A 17666-nucleotide genomic window follows, 5' to 3' on the forward strand; every position below is an offset into this window, starting at 1 on the left:
TAAGCTTTACCAACTACACTATGTATAAGATAACCAATTAAGGAGATAAAACGCAATGACAACTAACCGTGTTACCTTCATAGATACAATGCGTGGATTTAGTTTATTTGGCATCTTAATGGCAAATTTGTTGATTTTCCAGTTCGGCATGTATGGCAAAGATGAACTAAAAGATTTATCCGCCCTCGATAATGGAGCCTTGTATTTTGTAAAAATCTTTATAGAAGGTTCATTTATGCCGATCTTCACCATTTTATTCGGCTTCTCTCTTATTAAACTTATAGAGTCTATTCGTAGAAAAAAGGATAAGAGTCGATGGTCCATTTTACGCCGCGCAACTGGGTTAATAGCCTTAGGTTTACTACATTCAACACTATTATGGGAAGGCGATATTTTATTTTCCTATGGCTTTATGATATTGTTCTTAATCCCATTTATTAATCGTAAACCAAAAACTTTATTCATTTGGGCTGGCTTCTTCTTATTACTTATTACCAGCTTATCATTTGTTTCCGTAGAAGAAACTAAAAAAGAACAGAAAGAAATAGCAACCTATGTAGAGAAAGCCGACAATGTATACGCTAATGGAAGTTACTTAGACATTTATGATTTCCGTGCAAATGCTCTACCTCCAGGCCTGGATGATGCAGGTTTAGTCTTTTTCTTATTAATTTTTATCGCACCAATGTATACCACTTCATTGACCCTTTTCGGCATGGGGCTCGCTAAAAAGCAAGCTTTTGTGAATATGGACGACGAAAAGAAATGGTATAAGCTTGGCGCTTTGCTTGTTCCAATAGGGCTAGCTTGTAAGAGTCTAAGTTTTATAGAAAGCAATTTTTCCGGAATTTTGTTAACAGGTGGATCTGAATTATTAGCGGTTGGCTATGTCTGCCTTGCTGCTTTACTATATAAAACCCGCCCTGTACAACGTCTCGCTCCTGCTTTTGAAAGTGTCGGTAAATTATCTTTAACTAATTATCTAATGCAAACCATTATTTGTACAACAGTATTTTATGGATATGGTCTAGGCTTATACGGCAAGCTAGGCGTATTTGGTGGTATTTTATTTGGAATCGCCGTGTATAGCTTGCAATGTGTTTTCAGCCTTGCCTATTTCAAGAAATTTAAACGTGGACCATTTGAAACTATTCTGCGTGTATGGACGAATTGGGCTTGGAACGGACAGATAAAAACAAAGCAGAAAGGGAGTACTTTACATGAATAGCGACTCTAAAGAGGACTTTACTGATACATGGTGGTTTTTAGGAATCTGTACTGCTGTTGCTGTAGTTTTAACACTATTTGCTGTTTAACATAGTAAGGCATTAAGTAGTGCTGTTTTCTTTCCCCCACACATTTTAATCACTCGGCTTTCCGAGCTGTTAATGGAGTAATTACTTTACAACAACATATTGAAATTCGTTTTCGCATGCCTCCTACTGTATACTATGACTACACATACTATACAGCTTAGGGGGCGTTTTTTTGCTAGAGCGAATTATTATTACTGGCTATAGACCACATGAATTAGGCATTTTCAATGACAAGCACCCCGGCATTGCCATCATAAAAAAAGCACTCGAAAACCGACTACGTATATTGATAGACGAAGGTTTAGAATGGGTGATTATTAGTGGTCAGCAAGGTGTCGAAACATGGGGTGCCGAGGTTATTCTTACGTTAAAAAAGGAATTTCCTCATCTACAATATGCTATTATCACTCCTTTTTTAGAGCAGGAGAAAAATTGGCAGGAACATAAAAAAGAAAAATATCAAGCATTAGTAGCGCAAGCAGACTTTGTGACGAGTGTAACGAAAAAGCCATACGAGGCTCCATGGCAATTTATCGAAAAAGATAAATTCATTATCCAAAATACAGATGGTCTGCTGCTAATTTATGACGAAGAAAACGAAGGCTCCCCGAAGTATATGAAACGTCTAGCAGAAAAATATATGGAGACACATGAATATACACTTTTAATGATTACCGCTTATGATTTACAAGTAGTAGCAGAAGAAATACAGCAACAAGATTGGTAGAATAGATATTGCTATAATTTTCTGATAATTATATACTGAAATAAATAAGTTTCCCTATGTTAATCATAAAACTTGTCACCTAAAGTTAGAGATGAAATTCGTTAAAAGGAATACCATTTTTATATAAGTTGATTGTAGCGGAGACTGGGCGACTCCTTGGGGATCAGCGATAGGGGAACGAAGGCTAAAACCATCACATCCTGTGATAACGCCTTCGTGACCAACATCGTGTTGGCCCGAGACCCTGCAGCGAGCAGCGCGAGTGAAGCGGCTCATCGGACGCCCCCAGGAAGCTTTGCTCTGTGCGAAAGCGTAGTGCTAACGTAGCGGCAGCAACAAAGCGCCCAGTCGGAACGGAAATCAACCACACGCTATTGTGATGACCCTATCAAGAATTAGGTCAATGTTTTTTTAAATAAACGTCTTCTTTTCTACCCTTTAGTGCTAATTTCTAAAAAGGAGCTGCTAACATTTGAGTAAAAAAATCGAAATGGTTCTTGAGTCGTCGCCGGTGAATGTTTCTCATGATACGTACCGCAGAGAGTGCAAATATACACGTGGGATTCATATTGAAGAACAAGAGTTTAAAGCAATCTTGGATGCAATGTGCCCTAATTCTCGCTTGTATTTTGATTTCCATAATCCAGGTAAAGAGATTAAAAAGGGAACATATTTAAATGGACACTCTGGGTTAGCACGTAATATTTATAATTACTATAAAACAATTCACAACATTGAACTGACCGAGCTTATAAACGGTAAAGATTTTTATGTAAAAATAATATAAAGAGATGATTGGATTTCCTATCATTAAAGTGGGCTGTTTCTTACATAACAACCCACTTTTTATATCCAAAAAAAGAGCTACTCTCTAATGAGAGTAGCTCTTTATCTTCATTCAGCAAATGTTTTTCTGTAGCGAAAGCAAGGCGTCAGCTACAATTTCACCAAGGTGAAATTGATTTTTTATAGATCCGATACTTGAGCACCTAATTCTTTATCATTGTACATTTCAGTGTCCAATTCTTTTGTAATACGTGCAGTTGTTACACCTGCAGTCATTGAACCACTTACATTAAGAGCTGTACGACCCATGTCGATTAATGGCTCAACGGAAATTAATATACCCGCAAGTGCAATTGGTAAATCAAGTGCTGATAATACAAGAATGGCTGCGAATGTCGCACCACCACCGACACCAGCTACACCAAATGAGCTGACTGCTACTACTGCAATAACAGTAATGATAAACATTGGATCAAGTGGATTAATTCCAACTGTCGGTGCAATCATGATCGCTAGCATTGCAGGATAAACACCAGCACAGCCATTTTGACCTATAGATAAACCAAATGAGCCCGAGAAGTTCGCAATACCTTCAGGTACGCCTAGACGGCCTGTTTGTGTTTTAATGTTCATCGGCAAGGCACCTGCACTTGAACGTGAAGTGAAGGCAAATAATAATGTTTCTGCAGATTTTTTTAAATACGTAAATGGATTTAAACCACTTAAAGTAAGAATTAATAAGTGTACTAATAACACGATAAATAATGCTACGTAAGACGCAACAACAAACTTACCTAGATTATAGATTGCCCCGAAATCAGATGTTGCAACTGTACGCGCCATAATGGCTAAAATACCATATGGTGTTAAACGTAAGACAATTGTTACAACGCCCATTACTAGTGCATAGATTGCATCCAAGCCTTTTTTAATAGTCGCTGCTGTGTCTTCATCTTTACGTGCTACACGTAAGTATGCAAAACCTAAGAACGCTGAAAAAATGACAACAGCGATTGTTGATGTAGAACGAGCACCTGTTAAATCTAAGAATGGGTTTGCTGGGAATAGCTCAATAATTTGTGTTGGTAAATCTGGTGCAGTTAATCCAGAAGTTTTCTCCTCTAAATACGCTCCACGCTCTGCCTCTGCAGCACCTTGCATAATATGAGAAGCATCTAAATCAAACACCGTTGCTGAAAAAATACCGACAGCAGCTGAAACAGCAGTTGTACCGATTAAAATGGCTAAAATAAGAGCTGCCATTTTCCCGAAGTTTTTACCAACCTTCATTTTCGTAAAGGCTATTAAGATGGAAATAAAAATTAATGGCATTGCAACCATTTGTAGCAATTTAACGTAGCCAGTACCAATAATATTGTACCAACTTGTTGTTTTTGCTAAAACGTCAGAATCAATACCATATATTAAATGCAATCCAAGACCAAGTACAATACCTAAGCCTAGCGCAGTAAAAACACGGTTTGAAAACTTAACGTGCTTTTTATTCATATAATATAAAATTCCAACGAACACGAGTAACACGGCAACGTTAAGAATAATTTGTAATGTAGACAATGGACAGCCTCCTAAGACGTTTAATTATAATGTAAATCGAATTATATACCCTTAATCCCGATAATTCAAGTAAGTTTTATTAAGATTAATAATTTCCTAAAGTAAAGCGGCTCATTTCTTTAGATTATGCCCTAAAAACCAAAATTGATAAAAATTGCATGTAGCACAACTGTTATTGAAATTTAACTTCTTTCAGCAAATGACGCCATCATATATGTACAGTAAAAGCCGCCCATCTCCCCGTCGTGAAAAGCGTCCGTTATGAAAAAAGACTATGGGCACGCTCCAATTATTGCGAGCATGCCCATAGTCTGACCTACTTCGTTTAATGAACGAGGTAGGCTTCTTTTCCATTGTTGTTAATAAGGTAACAGCTTCCCGAAATTTTTTTACATTGTTTTTTCACACGTGTCACCGCATCTGACAATTGGTCAATAGATTCCAATTGCTGATTTTGATTAGTAATAACCGCGATCGATAGCGTCGTACAAGATAAAGGCTCTAATTTACCAGCTCTATTTTGTACTTGTAAGCATGTTAAATCCTCTACATCATAAAAGCTTAAAATGAATGCATCAAACTCATCAATAATTCTTTGACAGATTGGGGCGGCCTCATAATGTGGAAGAATCGCAACGAAATCATCTCCACCGATATGTCCTAAAAAATCTTCTGCACCCACTATATTTCTTTTTAAAATATCTGTTAAATATAATAAAATCTTGTCCCCTTTATTAAAACCGTACGTGTCATTGTATGATTTAAAATGATCTAAATCAAAATATATTAAACTATATTGTGATAGTTGCAATGCTTCCTCTAGTTTTTCATCAATTAATTTATTGCCAGGAAGACTACTTAACGGATTCAAAAAGCTAGCAATGGCTACTTGAGTGTCTACGAGCTTTAACAGTAGTTCCCGAATACTTACGACACCATAATATAAGTCATTCCTTGTTACAATCACATCATCATATAAGTCCTCTGGAGGTCTAGACATTGCTAACGTACTGACCTCTGTTATAGGTATATTGCGATCTACAATTAAAGGATTTTCTTTCATAATAAGCTGATTATGCCGTCCCATAAATAAATTATAGCCATAGCGTGTACCAATCTTTTGATAGAAATGTGTACGTGTAATATGCCCAATTGGCTTGTCATCTCGAACAACGACAACACTACGTAATGACGGATTACTTGTAAAAAGTAAATCCACTTCTTTATTTTTCACAAATTCATCAATACATGGAACATTTTCTATGACTTCCCCTATCTTCATGGTCATCCATCCTTATTTTCCCCAAATGTATTTCCTTTGTGGGTTTCCCTATCGCGTATCCTTGCGCGTAGTGGATTCCAATACTATGTAAATAATCAAGCTCTTCCTGGCGTTCAATACCCTCTGCAATAATTTTCGTCTCAGCCTGCTCTGCGTATTTCATCAGCAATGTGACAAGCTGCTGTTGCTCGCTGTTTTTATCAATAAATTGGATTAAAGAACGGTCTAGTTTTATAAATTCCGGCTTTAAGTAAATAAGCGTTTTCAAGCTATTGTAGCCTGAACCCACATCATCCACTGCTATTCGATAGCCCTGTGATCGATAATGGGATAATACACGTTCAAACTCTACAAAATCTACCACTGCACTGCGTTCAGTTAGCTCAAACACTACCTGCTGTGGTTTTATGCCAAGCTCCTTTAATAATTGCAACGTTTCACCACTATGATAGTTCTTATCTAGTAAAACATTAGGATGTATATTTACAAATACTAAAAAATCTCTGTTTAGCCATTCCTCGTGCAGTCGTTCTTTGAAGCGTTGTAATGAAAGATTACGACAAAAGCATTCAAATAAAAATACGCAGTCCGTTTGCCCAACAAATTCATAAAACTGATCGACACTATTAAACAATTCTGAAGGCTCTGGACGATTCAGCGCCTCAAAACCAACCGTTTGCCTCGTCTGTAAATCAACAATAGGCTGAAAATATGTATGTAAACTCTTGTCCTGAATTATTTCTTTCAATGCTTTTAAACGTTTTATATAAAGAGCATTGTTTTGATGCTGCCCATATAAATACTTTAAATAAGAAAATAAATTACTTGTTTTTATGCTTTGACTAACAGCAGGCTCCATTCTCGCACCTCTTAAATCGGTTATTAGGATCTATTGTACGCTTTCATTGTAAATACACTATGAATTTCATGTAAAACAGGTGTCTCTAGCACTAGATTTCCTTTTCAATAGTCGACAATGCTTTATAAAAATAATCTATTTTGATCACTTGAAGGAGTGGGTTAAAGGATGTAGAGAAGGCTGTTCGAGGAAGTATTCAAAAGTGTGTAGTTCGGTTGGTTTATCAGCGATTCGCTATGTCCTTTCAGCAATACTAATAGTATTTTACTGACAAGTACTTTTATAATAAGTAATAGAAGCACAATCACAAGAAAGGTTGCTGGATATTGTAATGAACGTAGAGAACTTTTTACAACTGCCTATTACAAAAGAATTTACAGTCGTTGCCGGTCGCAATGGTTTACATAAACCCGTTCAAAATGTTGAAATTCTAGACTTTGAATTTTCACCCGATATTCAAACGGTGAGAGAAACGATTTTCACACCGAATAGCGTTGTGTTAAGCAGTTTATTATTCGCAAAGCACAAGCCAGAATATTTATGGAATGCCGTGAAAAGCCTTATTGAGCTGGGGGCAAGTGCTTTAGCTTATAAACCTGTCATCTATGAGGAGTTACCCGAGGAAGTGTTAGTCTATGCAGACGAACAAAATTTTCCGATCTTGCGATTTGGCGGAGATGAATTTTTTGAAAAGATTATTTTAGAAACGATGGCTTATGCAAAAACACAGGACTACTCGTTCTTTTTAGAAACGATTTTGCGACGTCTAATCGAGGAAGACGTAACAGATGAACAAATAAAGTCTATTTTACAGCAAATCAATAAGCCCTTCGACAAGTATGTATTTGTTGCTAACATTCAAGCGCATGATGATGCAAATAGCCAATGGATGCACTCCTTTTTTCAATTAGAGCCTCTATTGAAATCTGGTATGATTTGTAGCTATAAAAAGAGTCTCTTTATTGTAATGACCCATTCGTCACAGCAATTTCAATTTAAAAAAATTCTCAATGAATGGTTAACGATGTACGCAATCTCGACGAATTCATTGACCTTTGGCTATAGTCGTTGTCACCTAACACAATCAGAATTCCCTATGGCTGTTCGTGAAGCCTTTTATGCACGTATTATGGCTGAAATTGAATCGACTCCTATATGTCATTATGAAAACCTTGCTTCCGATTGGTTATTAATTGAATTGCATCGTAAGGACGCAACATTTGCTATGGACTATGTAAATAGCTATCTTGGTCCCCTACTTGAGGCAAAGGATGATCAGGATTTAATGAAAACAGCAATCACCTATGTTGTAAAACAAGGAAATATTAAAGAAGTAGCCGTTGCTCATTTCTGCCATCCAAACACGATCCGTTATCGCATGTCAAAAATACGTCAGCTAGTAGCACCTTTAGAAAATGATTATGTTTTTTATGAGCGTATAGCGGCAGCCGTTAAATTGTACTTATTACATAGCAAAACGAATGTCGAATGACAGCTTTGGAATAAGTACAAAAAAACGCCTGAATTTTTAGAATTAAAATTAAACTATTTTTTTCCATTTCATGCTATCCTATTGAGGTTAGGGGGAAGAACGATGAAACAATACATAGCTGATGGTATGCTATTAGTCACTGCAATCGTTTGGGGTAGCGGATTTGTAATAACGGCTATTGCATTGGAATATTTAACGGCCTATCAAGTAATGGCAGGTAGGTTTTTATTAGCCTCGATTATACTGACAGTCTTATTTGGATTTAGATTAAAAAAAGCTTCTAAATCCGTTATCTGGAAAGGTATTTTGTTAGGGACCATTTTGTATATTGCCTTCGCCCTTCAAACAGTAGGGCTCCAATATACAACACCTTCTAAAAATGCATTTTTAACTGCTGTAAATGTCATAATTGTTCCATTAATTGCGTTCGCGGTTTACAAGCGGCGTATAGATGGCTACGAAATTATCGGTTCGATGATAGCTATTGTAGGAATCGGTTTATTATCCTTACAGGGTTCACTGACGATGAATATCGGAGATGTGCTTTCCTTAGCTTGCGCTGTCGCCTTTGCCTTTGATATTTTCTGTACTAACCTATTTGTCCAAAAGGAAGATGCCATTGCCCTGACGATCATTCAATTTATCACAGCATCTTTTTTAGGTGTTTTGGTCGTAGTCAGTCAAGGCGAGATCCCAACTACTCTTGAAAAAGAAGCCATCTATTCGATTATTTATTTAGCCATTTTCTCAACTACTCTTGCCTATCTTTTTCAAAATGTTGCGAATCAATATACGTCTGCTACAAAGGCAGCTATTATCCTGTCCACAGAATCCTTCTTCGGCATGGTGCTATCCGTTATTTTCTTACATGAAGTATTAACAAGCCGTATGGTTGTAGGGGCTATCATGATTTTACTCGCCATATTAATAGCAGAAGTAAAGCCTGCACATCCTAAAAAACGAATGATGAAGAGCTCTCGATAAAAAATTTCAAAATAGTTTCAGTGCTACTGAAGCTATTTTTTATATTTTTTTAAACACGACTAGTCATGATGCTTGTAGTAATCCCTACTACCAAAATTGTAATAATTGAAAGCAATAATGTACTGGAAGATAAAAGCAGTCCCCCTATGACAATGACGATGGAATCGATTATAAAAATAAGGATCCCGACATTAATTCCAGTTTTATCACTTAAAAATTGTCCAATCAAATCTGTGCCACCAGTGCTTGTCTGAAATCTAAGCATCAAGCCGACACCAAACCCCATAAGGACCCCTCCACATATGGCGCTATAAATGGCATCTACCTGAATAAGATTCCGAACAGGCTTTAGTAAATCGATACTAAGAGAAGATACAAATAATCCATGTATACTATTGAAAAAATATGCCCTGTATTTATACCAAGAAACGATAAAGATTGGAATGCTAATAATGATGATCATTAAACCTATTTTAAGCTTATATAAATAATGTAAAATAAGCGCTATCCCTACAACTCCCCCATCTAAAATTTGATAGGGCGTTAAGAATAAATTAATTCCTAATGATACCGCAGCACTTCCTATGAGAATGACCAAGCCTTTCGTAAAAAAATACATACAACACCCCTCCGAGACTTGCATGTTTTTATAGTATGAAAAAATCAATTTGAACATGTTATTGTTCACGTCTGTCGGTATACTAGTATTAATATTTTTTATCGAGCTTGGTCGCTAAATTTCTCTATAAATTGTGTGAATACAAAAAATGGATCATCACCAAAACGTGTGGTTGATTTCCGTTCCAACTGGGCGCTTTGCCGCTGACGCTTTGCTTTCGCGCAGAGCAGAGCTTCCTGGGGGCGTCCGATGAGCCGCTTCGCTGCGTTGCAGGGTCTCGGGCCAACACGATGTTGGTCACGAAGGCGTTATCACAGGATGTGATGGTTATAGCCTTCGTTCCCCTAATCGCTAATCCCCGAGGAGTCGCCCAGCCTCCACTCCAATCAACTTATTAACATAATAGACGTTTTAACAAAGCCATCCACAACTTTTGGTGATGAACCAAAAAAGCCCTTCTGCATATACACAGAGGGCTAGGAAAAAACTATTTGTTTTTTGCCTTCATTCGATTCAGCAAAAATCCACCTTTAAATGATTTAGGCTCGTAAGAAATAATAAAAGCATTTGGTTCATAATGCTCCACAATTTGAAACAATTCTGTCTCGCGATTTCTCTTTGTTAATATTTCATATTTATAGCGATTACTATCTCTACCTTCACCAATATAAATCGTCACAGCAAAGCCTTCATTACGAAGAAAATTCACGAGCTCTTCATTTTTATTTTGCGTATTGATTGTCGCATAGACATAGCCAATCGCTAGTTTCCGCTCAATTTTAGCACCTAGAAAAATACCTAAACCAAAACCAGCAGCATAAACAACCATCGCTAAAATACTTTGGTCTCCATTAAAAACAAGAGAAAGGCCAAATACATACACTAACATTTCCAGCATACCGAATATGGCAGCAAGGAACGTAATGTTCTTCACTAAAAATATTGTACGTAACGTTAAAAAAGGCACATAAATTAATTGAAGTAATACAATCAGAAATATACTTTGCATTTGTAAGAGACCTTTCAATAAGTAGTTTTATATACTATAAGTGCGTTGCCTTAACTATCTATTAGACGCTGATTTCCGCTGGCGAAAGTAGAGCACCTCCCCGCTACAAATAACACCCACATGCCAGATATTTATAAATGTATGTTCAGACATTGCCTTGCATTCTTCTCAACAATTATGTCTCGGCATCGTCCTAAATCCGCTTGTACAAAGAACTCCCGTCCCATTCCCTAGATTCCCTAACAATTCATCTACTTTTCATAAAAAAATGCCACCTACTATAAAAGTAGATGACATTTTGTATATTATAGAAATCCTTTATGCTTCCCATGCATCAGGTCTTCCTTATGCTTTGCCCAATTATATTGAACAAAATGTTGCGGATAATCGCAGTGACAGAACCAAATGGACAACTCCGAAAAGAAGTGCCCTATTTAAATGACTAGCAATCCGAATTCATCGGTACTTTATTCTTTATTAGTTCATCTATGTAGTACTCTTTTAGCCAAACTTCCAATTTCATTTTTTCTTCTGAAGACATATGTGACTCCATAATTACATGTAGTTCTTCAATAACTTCTTTAGCAGTTTTCAAATTCATTTATAGCCCTCCCTTCCATAAGGTTCATAATATTCTATATTCTCTTGTATTACAATAACCAATTTTTACCATCAACTATTACGCCTGTAAGTCCAATAAGACACAACTATCTCCTTTTACCTTCTAAACCGCCATAATGGGCAACTATCTTTCTTAACTCTTCAAACGAAGATAACAAATAGCTTTGTTCACTTTCAAATTCAAAATGTAGTTTATTTTCTTCACTCAAAAACTCTTGGAAATACCCTTCTATAGTAATCTGCCCCAATCGATTAAAATGCATTTCAAACTCAATATTAGAACTTGAGTCTGTAAAAGTCACACTTCCATTCAATTGCTTAAAACATTTTTGAAGTTGGCTAAAAAACGTATAGATCTGACCAGTTGAAAACCATAGTTCTGCGTCTTTCACAAAATAGTTACCACTTTTTATATCAATTTTCCCTTTAACTTCGTATCCACCCAAATAACTAGTTTCATTCGGAAATCCAAAAACCTCAATGATTTCTATCCGAATAAATCCTTGTTTGCCTCCTATTAAAAAAGCATTCATTTATATCATCTCTTTTCAAAATATAGCACTGACTTCTTCTACAAACTTTATCTTTAGAAACAAGCTTTCCTCTATTTCAGTGGGTGTTTGGACATCTGCTGGGCAGCTTAAATCCGCATTCATTTCAATCCTCTTCTATTATACTGTATGTCATAAAAAAGCGGTTTAAAAGAAAGCTCGTTGACAAATGACATCAATAGTGTAAAATTACACTAAGTTAGGTAATTGACTCAAATAAAATAGTTTAAGAGCGAGGTGCTTGGAATGTTATTATTCTTATTAAAATGTATATTACCTTTTATCTTAGTAACACTGTTATATATAATTAATATCATTTATTTATCAAAGAAAACGTTGAATAATATTAAAATGTGGAAAACCTCGATTTTAGTGGTCAATATCATTGCGTTATGTTTAAGTATTTTAATCGTTTTACCATCAGTTGTATTAATCACCGCGATGTCTTTAGGCACAGGTTCCACCTTAAATATAATAGAGGATGATTTTAATTTAGAAGCAGCCACGCTTATACTGTTGTCCATTACTAGTTTTATATATTTCTTCGTTACAAATATTGTATTAACTGTTTTAACAGCTAAAAAGCAATTCCGTCAGGGGTAACTTGTTCCATGAAGAAGTCTTGCTGTAGAAACAGCCTTTTTTCCGCATAAAAAAGCCACCTCCTTAAATCTAAATCAATAGATAAAAGTAGGTGGCAACGTTCTTTTCATCAAAATATGCGAGGTATTTAGATGAACGTTATTAAATTTTTAAACTTCTCCATGCATCGGGTCTTCCTTATGCTTTGGCCCAATCATGTTGAATAAAATGTTAAGGATAATGGCTGTGACAGAACCACAGACGATACCGTTAGATGTTAGAAGAGATACTTTTTCTGGTAGTGCATCAAAAATTCCAGGAACAACTGATACGCCTACACCAAGGCTAACTGCAATTGCAGCAATCATGGCGTTTTCCGCTGATTCATTCATAACAGGTACTAGCATACCCATACCTTGTGTAATAACCATACCGAACATCGCTAGCATTGCCGCACCAAGTACTGGTGTTGGAATAATCGTTGTTAATGCTGCGATTTTTGGTAGGAAACCAAGCGCTACTAGTAAACCACCTGTAATGTAAATGACTTTGCGATCTTTGACGCCTGACATACGCGTAAGTCCCACGTTTTGTGAAAACGTTGTATATGGGAAAGCGTTGAAAATACCGCCGATCACAGAGGCAAGACCTTCAGAACGATACCCACGTGCTAAATCTTTTGAATCTAATTTTTTCTTACAAATATCACTTAGCGCAAAATAAACCCCTGTTGATTCTACTAAAGAAACCATTCCTACAAGCGTCATTGTAATAATCGCAGATGCATTAAATGTTGGCATCCCGAAGTAAAATGGCTGAACCATGTGTAATACGGCAGCATCTGAAACTGGGCTAAAATCAACCTTATCCATAAATACTCCTAGGATTGTCCCAGCAACTAATCCGATTAAAATGGAAACTGCACGAATGAAGCCCGTAGAAAAACGATAAACGACTAAAATAATGACCAATGTAATAAACGCTAAAGCTACATTCGAACCCGATGCAAAGTCTTTTGCGCCTTGTCCACCTGCCATATTATTTAAAGCTACTGGTAATAAAGAGATACCGATAATCGACACGACCGAGCCTGTAACAACTGGTGGGAAGAATTTGACTAACTTACCAAAAAAGCCTGCGATAATCATAATGATTACACCTGATGCAATAATAGATCCATAAATATCAGTAATACCTTGTTCAGGATTAGTACCAATTGCAATAATCGGACTAACCGCTGTAAATGTACAGCCTAGTACTACCGGCAAACCAATACCGATAAATTTACCTGAATACACTTGTAAAAGCGTTGCGATCCCACACATCATAATGTCAATCGCTACTAAATACGTCATTTGTCTTGAATCAAAGCCAATTGCCCCACCGATAATCAGTGGCACTAAAATGGCACCTGCATACATCGCAAGTAAATGTTGAATAGCTAGCGTCGTCGATTTAACTTCTTTCAGCAAAAGTTTCCCTCCTCTATAGGTGAAGTAATGAATGCGGATTTAAACTACTTTTCAGCGGGTGTCCAAACACACGCTAAAAGAAGTTAAAGCCTCCGGCGGATGTCACAGAATCGGAAAGGAGTTCAATATAGGATGTTATCCTAAAAACATCGCATCCATGCGATAACGGCTAACTGACCTGCATCACGCAGGCCTAAGCACAAAGCCGATTCCGGACGCAATTATGCCGAGGCATAATTGATCGGTATTCATTACGCATTAGCCTCCGCAGCAAATGTTACTTTACCATCCTCAAGGGAATCTACAATTGCTAATGATTCCACGCGAACCCCTTGCTGGCGTAATAATTTCCCACCGTCTTGGAAGCCTTTTTCAATAACAATGCCTACACCCACAACATTTGCACCAGCTTGTGCTGCGATATCAAGCAAACCTTTGACAGCTTCCCCATTAGCTAAGAAATCGTCTACAATTAGAATGTTATCATCTTCATTTAAGAAACTACGTGAAACTGAAATATCGTTCGTTTCATTTTTTGTGAAAGAATGTACTTTTGAATTATAAAGATTATCTGATAGTGTTAATGATTTACGTTTACGTGCAAACACTACAGGAGCACCGATTTCAAGCCCTAGCATAACAGATGGTGCGATACCTGAAGATTCGATCGTTAATATTTTTGTAATCACTTGATCAGAGAATCGAGTGGCAAACTCATGACCAATTTCTTTCATAAGCATTGGGTCAATTTGATGATTTAAAAACGAGTCTACTTTTAATACAGATGAAGATAGAACTTTACCTTCTTGCACAATTTTGTCGTGTAATAACTTCATTTCCTTTATATCCTTCTTTCTTATAGTAATAAATTTTTATGAGCAAATAACCGAAAGCGCCGTGCTAACGCAGCGTCAGTAACACGATATCGTTGTCACGAAGGCGTTATTATAGAAGAAATGCTCATTCCAAGTAATAAAAAACGCCGAATACTTTGATTCCAGTCATCTACGAGTGGAGCAAAGCATTCAGCGTAAAAACGTCGAAACGAATAGAAAACATCTTATATAAAGTCTTCTAAAGCATTGCTACCCATAGTCGATTTTTTTACGGTAAATCGGTAGAGACTCGCGAGCCATATTCTCGCTATTATATGAGTGAACTATTATTAAACTGTATCATCACCAAAACGTGTGGTTGATTTCATAGTATACGTTTTAACAAAAGTCATCCTCAACTTTTGTTGATGAACCATTAAAGAACTTCCTAATCTTTATCACGCCTTGGCGTTATTTCCAAAAATGGCACTTTATTCGGTATGTGCTTGTATCTCACACTGAATAAAGTCTGTTTTTTCGGAATTTACTATTATTTTACTGACTTTCAATTGTAAACGTTCGTGTTTTACAATCAACGTTATGATTATATCAGACAATTTTCGAGCTTGCTAGTCATTATTTTGATAAATGGAAGGGCACAGTCATAATAACGATATTTTTGTGAAATAACAGCGACGTGCGAATTAATAGACTTGATTGATTGTGTAACATATGATGCCATCCTTTTTTCGGTAAAAACTGTGGGATGATAACTGTTACTTGATGGCCTGTTTTCGCACATTGATGTTCAACCTTATCAATAAATTTCATTAATGGCTGTGTAATACTTCGATATGGTGAATAGTATGTGACAAGCCGTATATTTGGTTGCCAAGCTTTCCACTTCTCCTCAAACGCTTTTGCATCCGCTTGATCGAAGGCTACATAAAAGGCAATAATTTTATCAACGTGTAGTGACTGCGCATAATGCAAAGTGTTTTCGACTACTTTCGTAATACCAGCGACAGGTACAATGAAGACATTCCCCTCCACATTCGGTATTTCCTCATTATCCAATCTTAATTGTTCACCAACTGTTTTATAATGCTGCTTAATCCGGTGGAACGTCCAAATAATAATTGGTAAAAAGATAAACACTGGCCATACTTGAGGCAATTTCGTCACAAAAAACATCATCGCTACAATAAAGGAAATGATTGCTCCAATCGTATTAATCGAAAATTTAGCCACCCAACCTTTTGGCTTTTCACGCCACCATTTTCGCATCATTCCAGCCTGCGCTAAAGTAAACGGAATAAACACACCAACTGCATAAAGCGGAATCAAATGCTCTGTTGTTCCATCAAATAAAATGATTAATACAATGGCCGCTAAACCAAGCATCATGATGCCATTTGAATAACCAAGTCGATCCCCACGAATCTGGAATATTCTTGGGATAAAACCGTCCTTCGATAAATTGACAGCTAGTAAAGGAAAGGCCGAATAACCTGTATTCGCAGCAAGTACTAATATCATCGCCGTTGTTCCCTGTACTATATAATAAAAGATATGGCGACCTACACTTGCCTCCGCAATTTGTGAAACAACCGTTTCTTTCGCATTGGGAGCAACTCCATAAAAATAAGCTAGGCTCACAATACCAATAAATAACACTGCTAAAATACCGCCCATAGCTAATAATGTTTTAGACGCATTTTTCGGCGCTGGATCTCTAAAATTAGGAATAGCATTTGAGATTGCTTCAACACCAGTCAAAGCTGAGCTTCCTGATGCAAATGCCTTTAATAATATAAATAGACTGATACCTGCAACTGGTGTACCGACCTTTGGATGCAACTCTGCTGGAACTTGCCCTGTTATTACGTTATAAATTCCTACTCCGATTAACACCAACATCACTACTACAAACAAATAAACGGGATAAGCTAAAATGGATGCCGATTCTGTGACTCCACGCAGGTTTAAAAGCGTTAAACATATAACAAAAAACACAGCGATGATCACATTATAGGAATGCAGACTTGGAAATGCCGAAGTAATGGCATCTGTTCCAGCCGATACACTTACCGCAACTGTTAAAATATAATCGACAAGCAATGATCCACCAGCGACTAAACCCGCATTGACACCTAAATTTTCCCGAGAAACTACGTAAGCTCCACCACCATGTGGATACGCAAAAATAACCTGACGATACGAGAAAATAAGTGCTGTCAGTAACACAACTACCCCAGCAGCAATCGGTAAAGAATACCAAAAAGCAACAGTGCTCACTGTCATAAGTACAATTAAAATTTGCTCAGGTCCATACGCAACTGATGACAACGCATCGGACGATAGTATGGCAAGTGCTTTTGTTTTACTAAGCTTTTGTTCCCCTAACGCTTCAGATCTTAATGGTTTACCGATAATATAACGTTTTAATGAAGATTTCATTTTCTACACCTTCTAGTTTCATAGAATGTGTTTCACATTTCTAAATCGATTACACTTTAGCATAATCGGTTTTTGTGCTGTTTACGGGGCCTTGTTTCATTTTTAGAATGAAGATAAAAAACGCCTACAAGTCATCACTAAATAAGACTTGTAGACGCTCATTCGTCTGCCAAGCTCCACTTTTCTGCTCTTAACGCTTACGAGGTTAGCTGTCGGATTCGGGCCTGAGTAGCCCTACCCCTCAATAAATGAAGAGATTCACCCCAAGGATCACCTATGTAATCCGTAAAAATTGGGTCCCCCGCGTCATTGCTTCAGCGATTTAGAAATTTGAAACTTTTATAATGATGTCATATTACGCCTGTAATTAAAAAAAGTAAAGATGAAAATAATGCTTACAAAAAATTTTTTTACTTGCTATTTTGAACATTTTTATTTAGGCCCAAACCAAACATAACGTGTGGTTGATTTCCGCTCCGATTGGGTGTTTTCCAAAGCGCGTCCGATGAGCCGCTT

Annotated in this window: 16 protein-coding genes and 2 riboswitches; of the genes, 6 read left to right on the top strand and 10 right to left on the bottom strand. The window is 36.9% G+C overall.

Features of this window, described 5'->3' with window-relative positions:
- The first annotated feature begins 55 nt into the window (after positions 1-55).
- From ACQKN2_RS11795 to ACQKN2_RS11805, 3 genes are all read left to right on the top strand, one after another.
- Positions 56-1228: a DUF418 domain-containing protein gene (locus ACQKN2_RS11795; protein WP_427415145.1), complete on the top strand. Its 1173-nt coding sequence runs from the start codon at positions 56-58 to the stop codon at positions 1226-1228.
- Between the two features lie 260 nt (positions 1229-1488).
- Positions 1489-2043, top strand: coding sequence for an SLOG family protein (locus tag ACQKN2_RS11800; RefSeq protein ID WP_427415146.1), 555 nt, complete (start codon positions 1489-1491; stop codon positions 2041-2043).
- A gap of 472 nt (positions 2044-2515) precedes the next feature.
- Positions 2516-2830, top strand: a complete 315-nt coding sequence (locus tag ACQKN2_RS11805) for a hypothetical protein (protein ID WP_427415147.1) — start codon at positions 2516-2518, stop codon at positions 2828-2830.
- Positions 2831-3009: 179 nt separating this feature from the next.
- On the opposite strand, the gene ACQKN2_RS11810 is transcribed toward ACQKN2_RS11805, so the two are convergent.
- From ACQKN2_RS11810 to ACQKN2_RS11820, 3 genes are all read right to left on the bottom strand, one after another.
- Entirely contained in the window at positions 3010-4338 is a 1329-nt protein-coding gene (locus ACQKN2_RS11810; protein WP_323651094.1) for an L-cystine transporter, read from the bottom strand.
- 391 nt (positions 4339-4729) lie between these two features.
- A complete protein-coding gene (locus tag ACQKN2_RS11815; protein ID WP_427415148.1) occupies positions 4730-5686 on the bottom strand; it encodes a GGDEF domain-containing protein in 957 nt (318 codons plus the stop codon).
- Positions 5646-6545 carry an EAL domain-containing protein gene (locus tag ACQKN2_RS11820; RefSeq protein ID WP_427415149.1) on the bottom strand — a complete coding sequence of 300 codons (900 nt, stop codon included), beginning with the start codon at positions 6543-6545 and terminating at the stop codon, positions 5646-5648. The genes ACQKN2_RS11815 and ACQKN2_RS11820 overlap by 41 nt, the downstream gene beginning before the upstream one ends.
- A gap of 331 nt (positions 6546-6876) precedes the next feature.
- Between ACQKN2_RS11820 and ACQKN2_RS11825 the strand changes: the two genes are divergently transcribed.
- Both ACQKN2_RS11825 and ACQKN2_RS11830 read left to right on the top strand, forming a co-directional pair.
- Positions 6877-8037, top strand: a complete 1161-nt coding sequence (locus ACQKN2_RS11825) for a PucR family transcriptional regulator (RefSeq protein ID WP_427415150.1) — start codon at positions 6877-6879, stop codon at positions 8035-8037.
- Positions 8038-8139: 102 nt separating this feature from the next.
- Positions 8140-9021 carry a DMT family transporter gene (locus ACQKN2_RS11830; RefSeq protein WP_427415151.1) on the top strand — a complete coding sequence of 294 codons (882 nt, stop codon included), beginning with the start codon at positions 8140-8142 and terminating at the stop codon, positions 9019-9021.
- Between the two features lie 49 nt (positions 9022-9070).
- Here ACQKN2_RS11830 and ACQKN2_RS11835 read toward each other — a convergent pair whose 3' ends face one another.
- The 4 genes from ACQKN2_RS11835 to ACQKN2_RS11850 form a co-directional block, all read right to left on the bottom strand.
- Positions 9071-9640: a YitT family protein gene (locus tag ACQKN2_RS11835; RefSeq protein WP_323651029.1), complete on the bottom strand. Its 570-nt coding sequence runs from the start codon at positions 9638-9640 to the stop codon at positions 9071-9073.
- A 487-nt stretch (positions 9641-10127) separates the two neighbouring features.
- Positions 10128-10649, bottom strand: a complete 522-nt coding sequence (locus ACQKN2_RS11840; protein WP_427415152.1) for a DUF2179 domain-containing protein — start codon at positions 10647-10649, stop codon at positions 10128-10130.
- 442 nt (positions 10650-11091) lie between these two features.
- On the bottom strand, positions 11092-11250 hold the full coding sequence (locus ACQKN2_RS11845) for a hypothetical protein (protein WP_427415153.1): 159 nt from the start codon (positions 11248-11250) through the stop codon (positions 11092-11094).
- Positions 11251-11356: 106 nt separating this feature from the next.
- Positions 11357-11803, bottom strand: a complete 447-nt coding sequence (locus tag ACQKN2_RS11850) for a WapI family immunity protein (protein ID WP_427415154.1) — start codon at positions 11801-11803, stop codon at positions 11357-11359.
- A 369-nt stretch (positions 11804-12172) separates the two neighbouring features.
- Between ACQKN2_RS11850 and ACQKN2_RS11855 the strand changes: the two genes are divergently transcribed.
- On the top strand, positions 12173-12424 hold the full coding sequence (locus ACQKN2_RS11855; RefSeq protein ID WP_427415155.1) for a hypothetical protein: 252 nt from the start codon (positions 12173-12175) through the stop codon (positions 12422-12424).
- A 149-nt stretch (positions 12425-12573) separates the two neighbouring features.
- Here the strand turns inward: ACQKN2_RS11855 and ACQKN2_RS11860 are convergent, their stop codons facing one another.
- From ACQKN2_RS11860 to ACQKN2_RS11870, 3 genes are all read right to left on the bottom strand, one after another.
- A complete protein-coding gene (locus ACQKN2_RS11860; protein WP_427415168.1) occupies positions 12574-13872 on the bottom strand; it encodes a nucleobase:cation symporter-2 family protein in 1299 nt (432 codons plus the stop codon).
- A gap of 254 nt (positions 13873-14126) precedes the next feature.
- A complete protein-coding gene (locus ACQKN2_RS11865) occupies positions 14127-14711 on the bottom strand; it encodes a xanthine phosphoribosyltransferase (RefSeq protein WP_323651023.1) in 585 nt (194 codons plus the stop codon).
- A 236-nt stretch (positions 14712-14947) separates the two neighbouring features.
- A riboswitch (purine riboswitch) is annotated at positions 14948-15049 on the bottom strand.
- Between the two features lie 277 nt (positions 15050-15326).
- Entirely contained in the window at positions 15327-17150 is a 1824-nt protein-coding gene (locus tag ACQKN2_RS11870; protein ID WP_427415156.1) for an APC family permease, read from the bottom strand.
- A gap of 180 nt (positions 17151-17330) precedes the next feature.
- Positions 17331-17480, bottom strand: a riboswitch (cyclic di-AMP (ydaO/yuaA leader).
- Positions 17481-17666: the final 186 nt, after the last annotated feature.

This window comes from Lysinibacillus sp. NPDC093688, from assembly GCF_050280145.1.
In the GTDB taxonomy this organism is placed as follows: domain Bacteria; phylum Bacillota; class Bacilli; order Bacillales_A; family Planococcaceae; genus Lysinibacillus; species Lysinibacillus xylanilyticus_B.